The following is a 10155-nucleotide window of genomic DNA, read 5'->3' on the forward strand; positions in this document are numbered from 1 at the left end:
AGTATAGAGAAATACCCGTGTTTCCATGATTCATCCCGCATTTATGCAACGCCAATATTTCTTACACTGCTCACGTCCAAGTCACAAGAATTGAGCCAGAAGAGTATTTACCTCCACAACCGGGCGATCCGGTTCGCCTAGCTGTAGATAAGCAGTTAGCATCGGCATTATATTTTGACAGCATGGATACCCCAATTCCGGCTGGTATTATGAATAACGGCAATGCGGCTTATTTTAACTACTCATTTATCAATGGTGAAAAAGGCGCTCATGTAAATATCTCTGGTGTTTCTGGTGTGGCTACTAAAACATCTTACGCTTTGTTTTTACTATATTCAATTTTCAATTCTCCGGCTTTAGGTTCTTACAAAGCTAATACGAAAGCACTGATTTTCAATGTTAAGGGTGAAGATTTATTCTTTTTAGACAAGCTGAATCAAATTTATGGTAATTCAGGAAAAGAAAAAGATAAAAATAAATATGAAATTTTAAAATTGCCAGTACAACCTTTTAAAAGTGCAAGTTTTCGGGCTGCGCCAAAAAGAGATTCTCGGACTGTTGACTCTGACTTAGAACAGCGTTCTGAAGGGATATCAGTTTATTTGTGGAGTATTCGGGAACTGTGCCGCGATCGCCTGTTTCGGTTTTTGTTTACTGGTGAAGATTTAGACCGAGGAAATTTATCCTATTTAGTGACGACGGTAGAAGAACGATTAGCACGGGTAGCAGAAGAAAATGACCAGAACGATCGCAACAGTCGGCGCAAAGTCCAAGCTCATTTAGAAGTAGAAGCCTTTGGAGAAGAGAATAAAACAAAGATTAAGACATTTAGAGAATTAATTGACTTTTTAGAAGACAAACTGCTTAACGATGAAGATAGAGAAGAAAATAGGCGTTGGTTAGGACGAAATGTCCCAGCTACAGCAGAAGCAATGATTCGGCGTTTGTACGGTATCAGTAGTGAAGTTAGCCATTTAATTCGCGGTGATTTATCACCAGATGAAGTTGCTAAATACCAACTCAATCCAATAGCTTCAGATGCTCAACTGACTGTCACTGATATCCACAAACTCAGTGCCCGTGCTCAAAAATTTGTTGTGGGTGTTTTACTACAAAAGCTATTTTTTCAAAAAGAGAAGCAAGGAAGAGAACCTGTTGTTTTTATTGTCCTTGATGAGTTGAACAAATACGCGCCTCGTGATGGACGTAGCCCGATTAAAGATTTACTGGTAGACATTGCAGAACGCGGGCGATCGCTAGGAATTATCTTAATTGGTGCCCAGCAAACAGCCTCAGAAGTCGAACGGCGCGTTGTGGGACAAGCGGCTATTCGTGTTGTCGGGAGATTAGATTCAGCAGAAGCAGAACGTCCAGAATACAACTTTCTGACGGGTTCTTGTCGCAAGCGAGCTTTATTTCTAAAATCTGGCACAATGTTTGTGCATCAACCAGAAGTCCCCGCCCCAATTTTAGTTAACTTCCCCTTCCCCGCTTACGCCACTCGCAAAGAAGAAGTGTTTTTAAGCCAAGCAGAAATTACCAGCATCGAAGCTGATATTGACCGTTTTTAGGAGGAATTGTGCGTTTAATTCATACATCTGACTGGCATTTGGGGCGTCACCTCAAAGGCAAGGATCGTACCCCGGAAATTGAATTTGCTCTTCAGGAACTTTTACGACAAGCCAAAGAATTAGAAGTTGATGCGGTGTTAATCGCAGGCGATATTTTTGAAACTCCTAATCCTCCATCTGATGCTGAACGAGTTGCGTATCAGTTTTTTGAGGGGTTGCGAAATGCCAAAATCCCAGCAATTGCGATCGCAGGTAATCACGATTCTGCTTCCCGCTTTGATGGGATCGCTAATCTCTTGTCTTTAGCTGGCGTGCAGATTTTAGGGAAACCTCGTCGCGTCAACCAAGGAGGTTTGATTACCCAAGAAACGCTCAATGGCAAATTGCGTGTAGCTGCAATGCCTTTTGCTTCAGAACGGCGACTATTGACAGTTGAAAATCTCTGGACAATGGATGAATTGCAGCAAATACAGCACTACAGAGACAGGGTAGACTACTTGCTCAAAAATTTAGCTGGCGGCTTTCAAGATGATAGCGTTAATATCCTCATGGCTCACCTGACTATCGATGGTGCTAGGTTAGCTAACTCCGAAGCCCGTCATCACACCAAAGAAACCTACGCCTTGGCTGGACAAAGCCTACCCGCTGAAGCTCAGTATATAGCTCTCGGACACATCCATAAATCTCAAGAAATTCCAATTGCAGCTCCTACTTACTATTCAGGTTCTTTGATTCAAGTGGACTTTGGCGAAGCTGAAGAAGATAAGGGATTTTATCTGATTGATGTTGAACTTGGTTCTCCCGCCAAAAAACCAGAGTTTATATCTATCCCCTGTCAAAAACCTTTGAACATAGTCGAATGTGAATTGAGCAATTATGAAGAAAAACTAGAACCACAACGCAATCACCCAGGCTATCTGAAGGTAATTATCAACTTGCAAACACCTCAAATGGGGTTAGCTGACAAAATTCGGAAAATTTGTGGCGATAAAGTGCTGCAAATTGAGCCACGTTTTCCAGAAGTGGAATCAAAGCAAGAAAAATCTGTAAATCGCGAAGAGTTCGATCCAGTGGAAGAATTTAAACGCTACTTCCAAGAAGAATTAAACACAACGCCTCCTCTTGCCGTTGTAGCAAAATTTGAAGAACTATACAAGGAAATTAAGGAAAACCAAGATGCGACCGCTTGAACTGACTTTAGAAGGTTTTACCAGTTTTCGCAATCAGACAAAGATTAACTTTGAGAAGTTGGAAGTATTCGCTATTACTGGCCCAACAGGCGCAGGCAAATCATCTTTACTCGATGCGATGACTTTAGCATTATATGGGAAAGTAGCAAGAAAAACTCAACCCAAAGAATTATTGAGTCAGGGGAGTTTAAAATTACAGGTATCATTTCGCTTTTTAGTAAATGAAACGGAGTTTTTAGTCTTTCGCTCATGGTTATATCGTACTAGAACGTCCCAGCTTACTTTTAAGTTAGAAAAGCGGATAAATGGCGAGTTTCAACCTTTTGGAGAACAAAAGGAAGCAGAGATTAATGCCGTTATCGAGAAAGTTTTAGGAATGAATTTTGAAACTTTTACAAAAGTTATTTTGCTTCCTCAAGGTCAATTTGATGAGTTCCTCAAAGGTAAAAGTACTGAACGGCGTCAGATTTTAAGCAATCTGGTTGGATACGAAAAAATTTTTCCAGATATGTGTACGCAGGCTGGGAAGCAAGCTAACTTTCTTGAAGGTGAATGTAACGTAATTCAAGAACAGCTAAAAAATCTGGATTTCTCATTAGATTTAGAACTGAATTCTCAACGACGCGATCGCTCTGAGTTTCTCTCACAAGAATTACTTAGATTACATGAAGCAGTTACCAAAGCACAAACAGGTTTAGCCGCAGAAAAAGAATTATTACAACATCTGAAAGCTTTAGCAGATTGGCAAGAGCAACTTGAGGAATTAAATAAACAAGCTATAAACATAAGTAAATTAAAACAGCAATTAGAACAAGCGCGAGTTGGCGATCGCTTATCAGCCATCTGGACATCAGTCAATTTGGCTCGCAATCAATATGACAAAACTCATGCTGATGTTGAGATTGCTGCCAAAGCTTTGATTGAGAAACAATCAGCTTTTAAAATTCAAGAAGATAAATTCAATCAAGCACAAGCCTACCACACTGAAATTGCACCTCAGCTAAAACAGCGAGAAGAAGCTCTTACTACTGCCAAAATATATGAACAACAGCGTCGTCAAATTAACAATGAAGTAAAGAGGGTAGAAGAAGTATTAGCAGATAAAGTCAAGCTTTTAACTGAGGCTGATAAAGCTGTCAAAAAAGCTGAAGCTGAATTAATGCAAAAAAATCAGATATTGACTAGAGTTAATAATGAAATGTCTCTATATTCCTCTGGTGGTGAGAGATTAGAGCAGCTTAATCAAGTTACACCTCTACTAATTAAATGGGAAGGAGTTCAAAAGCAAGTTGAAAGCGATCGCACCAAACTACAACAAATTACTCAAGAGTTAATCACCACTGAGTCTGATTATCTGTCTGCTATTTTAAATTTCCAAAAATCTGAAGCAGAATGCGAGCAATCTCGTGTTGAATTAGATACTGCTAGACAAAACAATTATGCTGCGGCTTTACGTGCATTGCTACATACTAACGATGATTGTCCAGTTTGTGGTGGAGTTTGTCCAGAAGCCCACTTATTACCACAACTAGAATCTTCTGATAATATCGAAACGCTAGAAAAACGTGATCGCGCTGCTGAACAAATCCGTCAAAAAGCTGCTGATACTAAAACTAAAGTTGAAACAATCAGGGATAATCTAAAAAAACAAGAAATTGAATGTCGTCAAATATTAGCAAAAAAAGAAGCCGATCTGAAGGCAGAAACACAACAAATTATTGTTATCTTAAAAACAGACAAATGGAAAGTTAAAGTACTTGAACAGGAACGCCAAGCATTACATGAAAGTGACGCTAAGTATCAACAATGTTTAAGAAATAAAGAGAAAACAGTTACAGAAGTTCAAGTAAGCGAACAAAATTTAAAGTCTGCAACAAGTAATTTATCAGATAAGCAAACCCAACATCAAGATGCAGCACATGAAGTAGAACGTCAAAAAACACAACTTCAGGAAATATCAGACAAACTATCCAAACTTACTGGAAGTGAGTCTTACGATCATTTATTCCAAAAGCTAGAACGAGATAAACAAGAGTTAGAGCATCGTATTCAGCATCAAACCCATAACTATCAAACTGCTCGCGATGAATTTCGGCAAGCTCAACAAAGTGATGTCAAAGCAAGAAAAGACTTTGATTTAGCTTCTACTGAAAAACAACACCTAGAAACTGAATGGCAGACTAGTTTACTATCTGTAAACTTTACAGAAAAAATATTTCAACAATCTAAAGTAGATCCAGAATTACAAAATCAATGGCAGCAAAAAATTGAAGATTACAAGACTAATAAAATTGAGTTGCAAACTAACGTTCAGCGAGAAACTGATGCAATTGGTGACAGAACTACTAAGGCAGAAATAATTGCACAGTATGAAAAAATTGTAGCTGATGCTGGAGAAAAATATAAACAAGCACAAGATGAATACAACGATTTAAAACTTGTGATTGCTAAAGCTGAAGAACAGCAAGAGCAAGTAGAGAAATTGCAAGCACAACTATCTAGCAAACAACAAGAGCTAGGAATATATAAAATTTTATCCAAAGAGTTGAGATCGGATCGATTTCAAGACTATATTCTCCAGCATTTTGAGCGAGAATTAGTAGAACAAGCAACAGTGTTTCTGCTCGAACTTACAGAACAGCGATATGCATTGAAATACGAAAAAAAAGACTATAAAGTAGAAGATAACTGGAGTGGTGGCGAATCGAGACGAGTGCAAACACTATCTGGTGGTGAAACCTTTGCTACTTCTTTATCACTGGCTCTGGCACTTTCAGAAAAGTTGTCTAGAGGAGCTAAGTTAGGCAGTCTGTTTATAGATGAGGGATTTGGAACATTAGATGCCGAAACTCTGCAAAGTGTCTCAAATATTCTACTGTCTTTGGGAAAACAAGAGAGACTGGTTGGCGTAATTACTCATGTTCCCGCTTTGGGAGAGGAGTTAGGAACACAAATCAAAGTAGAAAAGTTTTTAGAAGGCTCGCGGATTGTTGTAACAGGGATTTCAGCTTAATGGTAGTTTTCTTTTTTATCTAACTATCTTTTTGATAGAAAAATTTACAAGTAGAGACGCAATAAATTGCGTCTCTCAACATCATTTTCTAATGAGATTTAATCTCCCTAGTCAATAGACAAAACCCAATCGTGTAAAAGTTGGTTTACTTTATCAGGTACTTCGTCGTGGGGACAATGACCTGCTGTTAAAAAATGCTCTGTCAATTCCGGGCAATATTGACGAAACTTTCGAGAACGTTCTCTAGCATTCATCCACGGATCGGCTTCTCCCCATAACATCAACAGAGAACAAGTTAATTGCTTTAGTAGTACATCAACTTTTTCCCCTTGAGGACTGCTAAAAACTGAAACAAATACATCCAACGCACCCGGATCAAAAGCAGGACGAGAAATTTCTTCTACCAATTGATCTGTAACTGCACTTTTATCAAGATATACCTTTTCTAAGGTTTGGCGAATTACCCAACGTTGTCGCACATATTGAAATAACACAAACTGAGCTAAAGGTTGTTGAAAAATCCATTTAACTGAGTCACCCAGAAGTTTCTCTAAAGAAGAGGGTTTTTTGGGTGGCTGAATTTCGCTTTGCAAAGCTTCCGGTTCCGATGTCATCTGGCTTTCGCTAAAAGGCCCAGCACTATTGAGCAACACTAATCCAGCCGCACTGTCAGGACGTTGAGCTGCAACACATAAGCAAGCATAACCACCAAGAGAATTACCTGCTAATACTGCTTTTTGACCAATCACTTCGCTGATAAAATCATGGAGTTGGTCGCGCCACAAGTCGCCACTATACTGCAATTTTGGTTTTGCCGATCGCCCGAATCCCAAAAGGTCGATCGCAAATACTTCAAAATCTTGACACAATCCTGTGATATTCTTGCGCCAGTGGTCTGTGGAAGCACCAAATCCATGTACCAAAAGCAAAGGCGGACGTTGCGTTTGTTTCTCTCCCGCACGCACGTAGTAAACGTTGTGCCCGCGCCACTGCCAATATTTGCCAGGAATTGGAGTTGTAGAGGAGGCTGTAGTTGCCTGCATGATTTAAAGAAATGTTAAGGAGCTTTTAATAATTGTAGGCTACCTGAGGGGATTGGGGCAGGGGAGCAGAGGGGCAGGGGAGCAGGGGAGAATAACTACTGACAAATGACAAATGACAAATGACAAAAAAAATTACAGGCAAAACTAAGCTACTAGGGGTAATTGGGCATCCAGTGGAGCATTCGCTGTCGCCAGTGATGCATAATGCAGCGATCGCACAATTAGGATTAGATTACGTTTATCTGCCTTTTGCGATTGAACCACAGAATTTAGAGGTGGCGATCGCAGGTTTTGCTACTGTTGGGGTTGTCGGCTTTAGTGTGACAATACCTCACAAACAGGCAATCATTCCCTTACTCTCAGAAATTACACCTTTGGCTCAAACTATTGGAGCCGTGAATACTGTTAGCCGCCAAAATAACAAATGGGTAGGCACAAATACAGATATAGAAGGATTTATCGCCCCTTTGCAGACAACATATAAACAAGATTGGAGTCAGAAAGTAGCGGTAATTTTAGGCAATGGTGGTGCAGCAAGAGCTGTTGTCGCAGGTTGTACTCAGTTAGGTTTTGCCCAAATTCATGTTGTTGGGCGCAATATGCAGAAATTAGAAGAATTCCGCAATAGTTGGAGCAATTCACCCCTTGCTGAGAAATTCCAGGTTCATCAATGGGAGAAATTACCAGAACTAATTCCCCAAGCAAATCTGCTGGTAAATACAACTCCGATTGGGATGTATCCCAAAGTCGATGAATCGCCTTTGAATGTAGAAGAAATCGCGAATTTACCAACGGGTGCGATCGCTTACGATTTAATATATATTCCTAAACCAACGCAATTTCTCCAGCAAGCACAAAAACAAGGTGCAATTGCGATCGATGGATTAGAAATGCTAGTTCAACAAGGGGTAGCAGCATTAAAAATCTGGTTGCAGCAGGAAACTTTGCCTGTAGAAGTGATGCGCCAAGCATTACAAAATCACCTGGGTTTGGGAAAATGAAACGTTCTATAGAACTCCTACTTGCTTATTTCGGTGCGTAATTGATTCCTTAAAAATCAATACAGTTCAAAATGAGCAACAAAATCCAGATGTAGAGACACGATTTATCGCGTCTTAAAAGACCAATTATCTACACCAACAACCCTTAACCCAAGCGTATTGCCTTAAAAATCTCATTAGGAAATACGTATCTACGGACGTGTAATTACTTGGTTAGCAAACCAAGAAAGTATAAAAACTCTAGTATATTTTCGCCTATCAATTTAGCATTAGCCCCAATAGGATGTAGCGGAATACATATCACTCGCCAGATTAACAGGTGCGTTCTTAGCTAAATGACTATTAAGAAACCTTTGCTAATCAAGCAACCGCAAGTTGGAAAGCTCATCCGTGAACTTCGTGGCATAACCGATCTTACCCAAGAACAGTTTGCAGCATCTTTAGGTATAACTTATTCGACGGTAAACCGTTGGGAGAAAGAATATACCAAGCCTTCATCTCTAGCTATGCAAAAGATTGAGGGGATGTTAAAGGAGATGGGCGAGCTGGGGCAGAAAGTGTCGGTGAAGTATTTATCGAATTAGAAAGCAGCCAGAGAGGCTTAATTGAAGTTACTTTCCCCCAATTAACAGGTTATCGCTACGACATAACCACAAACAATTCAATTCTAATTTTAGCGATGTTTGCAGATATGCATATTCTGCGGATTACTCAACCTTTGAGTTTGAGTTTACCGTAGCCGATATTTTTTGCACTTTTGAAGACGAGTTTAGCTTAAAAACGCGCAAAAACTCCCAAAATTTTTTTCTTAATTGAACAGCCAATACTTTTCAGTCAACCTTATCTAGGACTGTACAATGTTTGATTACTCTACCCCCGCTTTAGCTACATATCTTAATATTTCTTCGCCAAGAGCAGCTTGCACTAACGGCAGCAAAGTTGCGGTTATCAATACTGAAGGTGTATGGGAAGTAGAAAGTAATGGGACGAAAAAACTAATCCCAAACTCTAATTATGATGCTCGTGACATAGTAGCAATTGACGGCAAAACTTATGTCTTAGCTGTTCCAACAGGACTAGTAAAAATAAAAACTGACGGAACTAAGCAAAAAATAGTTAGCAACAAAGCTAATTCAAAGACACGGGTAAAATTTTTGCAAGATTGGATTATTTACCAGTCTGCAAATACTCTATCAATTTATGACAAAAACCTCAACTTTAAAGCCAAACAGAGTTATGGCGTAACTGAGGTAATGGATTTTGAGTATAAAAACGGGTATCTCTACACTAGTGGCTATCAGCAACAAAAGAGGTTAGGCATTCCCGTTCAGATAGCTTTTCTTTACCGAATGGTTTTCGATGGAGCAAAAATATTTGCTTTGGCAAATTTAGCAGGAAATAACCAAGGCAAACTTTGGGGCTACAATTCTGCCGATCTTGCTCACGACATGGCAGACACAAGACTTAACCGATTACATATTGTTGAAGACAAGCTTTATGTCCTTGGTTCAGTTTATGGGGGTAACTCAATCTACAGGTGGAATGGCAAAGACTTATTAACAAAGACTTTGATTACCACAGACAGCTATACCAATGCTGCACAAACCCGTGATGAGACAAAGGTTTATATAGGAACTGTTAATCTGACTAATTTTACTGTCGAGCGTGGACAGCTAAGTATTCCAAGAAAGCCTACAACTGCCGGGATGGGAGACGGCAGTAGCAATTTCCCTAAAACTATTTACTCAGATGGCAGTAAAATTTTTGTGGGTTCTTCTGCTGCTTATGCGATCGCCAATAGAGATAATCAAACCTTCATGGGTAAACCCATCTCGCCTTACCGTGGAGATGCATCTCTTTTAGTTGTCTCCAAAAACCTAATGACTCGCCACGCTTGGGTAACACCGGGAAATGGTGAAGTATTGCTATTTACTGATAAGTTTGCAGTCATCAAAACAGATAATAAAAAAAATGACTTGGCTACAAATGTAGGAACTGCCCAAACTTTACCAACAAATACTTATTTCGTTAGGTTTTAATTGAGCAACTAAATTGTCTACAATCTCATTGCTCAATTCTTTTTTGCAGAAAACTATCAGCCAATACAGTTCAGATAAACCCAAAACCCGGATGTAGAGACGCGATTTATCGCGTCTGGAAAGACCAATTATCTACACCAAGACCCCTTAAACTAAGCGTATTGAACTATACGCAAGATTAATGATTAGTTTTTTGTTAGTGTAGAGTTTACGCCAACAAGTTAGTTTTTTATCCAAAGTCTAAGAGCTGATTCGTAAAGTAAATATTAAGCAGCTAATCGCCTAACCATGAGACGAA

At 39.5% G+C, this 10155-nt stretch carries 7 protein-coding genes; 6 read left to right on the top strand and 1 reads right to left on the bottom strand.

The features are described 5' to 3' along the window. Window positions 1-182 precede the first annotated feature (182 nt). Genes RMZ42_RS34350 through RMZ42_RS34360 form a run of 3 tightly spaced genes read left to right on the top strand, consistent with a single transcriptional unit; the run spans window position 183 to window position 5774 of the window. Entirely contained in the window at window positions 183-1571 is a 1389-nt protein-coding gene (locus RMZ42_RS34350) for an ATP-binding protein (RefSeq protein ID WP_322675636.1), read from the top strand. 8 nt (window positions 1572-1579) lie between these two features. Further along, complete coding sequence (locus RMZ42_RS34355; RefSeq protein ID WP_322675637.1) at window positions 1580-2761, top strand: exonuclease SbcCD subunit D; 1182 nt, start codon at window positions 1580-1582, stop codon at window positions 2759-2761. Next, window positions 2748-5774: an SMC family ATPase gene (locus tag RMZ42_RS34360; protein WP_322675638.1), complete on the top strand. Its 3027-nt coding sequence runs from the start codon at window positions 2748-2750 to the stop codon at window positions 5772-5774. The genes RMZ42_RS34355 and RMZ42_RS34360 overlap by 14 nt, the downstream gene beginning before the upstream one ends. Window positions 5775-5881: 107 nt before the next feature. Here the strand turns inward: RMZ42_RS34360 and RMZ42_RS34365 are convergent, their stop codons facing one another. After that, window positions 5882-6817, bottom strand: a complete 936-nt coding sequence (locus RMZ42_RS34365; protein WP_322675639.1) for an alpha/beta fold hydrolase — start codon at window positions 6815-6817, stop codon at window positions 5882-5884. Window positions 6818-6936: 119 nt separating this feature from the next. On the opposite strand from RMZ42_RS34365, the gene RMZ42_RS34370 reads away from it, so the two are divergent. The 3 genes from RMZ42_RS34370 (at window position 6937) to RMZ42_RS34380 (ending at window position 9857) form a co-directional block, all read left to right on the top strand. After that, window positions 6937-7818, top strand: a complete 882-nt coding sequence (locus RMZ42_RS34370; RefSeq protein ID WP_322675640.1) for a shikimate dehydrogenase — start codon at window positions 6937-6939, stop codon at window positions 7816-7818. Window positions 7819-8153: 335 nt separating this feature from the next. Beyond that, window positions 8154-8402 carry a helix-turn-helix transcriptional regulator gene (locus RMZ42_RS34375; RefSeq protein WP_322675641.1) on the top strand — a complete coding sequence of 83 codons (249 nt, stop codon included), beginning with the start codon at window positions 8154-8156 and terminating at the stop codon, window positions 8400-8402. A 273-nt stretch (window positions 8403-8675) separates the two neighbouring features. Continuing rightward, window positions 8676-9857, top strand: coding sequence for a hypothetical protein (locus tag RMZ42_RS34380; RefSeq protein WP_322675642.1), 1182 nt, complete (start codon window positions 8676-8678; stop codon window positions 9855-9857). Window positions 9858-10155 lie beyond the last annotated feature (298 nt).

The sequence above is a fragment of the Nostoc sp. DedQUE05 genome (genome assembly GCF_034530955.1).
In the GTDB taxonomy this organism is placed as follows: domain Bacteria; phylum Cyanobacteriota; class Cyanobacteriia; order Cyanobacteriales; family Nostocaceae; genus Nostoc.

Coding starts and splice junctions, on each gene's coding strand:
- RMZ42_RS34370 (WP_322675640.1), top strand. CDS start 6,937: ATGACAAAAAAAATTACAGGCAAAACTAAGCTACTAGGGGTAATTGGG.
- RMZ42_RS34380 (WP_322675642.1), top strand. CDS start 8,676: ATGTTTGATTACTCTACCCCCGCTTTAGCTACATATCTTAATATTTCT.
- RMZ42_RS34375 (WP_322675641.1), top strand. CDS start 8,154: ATGACTATTAAGAAACCTTTGCTAATCAAGCAACCGCAAGTTGGAAAG.
- RMZ42_RS34365 (WP_322675639.1), bottom strand. CDS start 6,817: ATGCAGGCAACTACAGCCTCCTCTACAACTCCAATTCCTGGCAAATAT.
- RMZ42_RS34350 (WP_322675636.1), top strand. CDS start 183: ATGGATACCCCAATTCCGGCTGGTATTATGAATAACGGCAATGCGGCT.
- RMZ42_RS34360 (WP_322675638.1), top strand. CDS start 2,748: ATGCGACCGCTTGAACTGACTTTAGAAGGTTTTACCAGTTTTCGCAAT.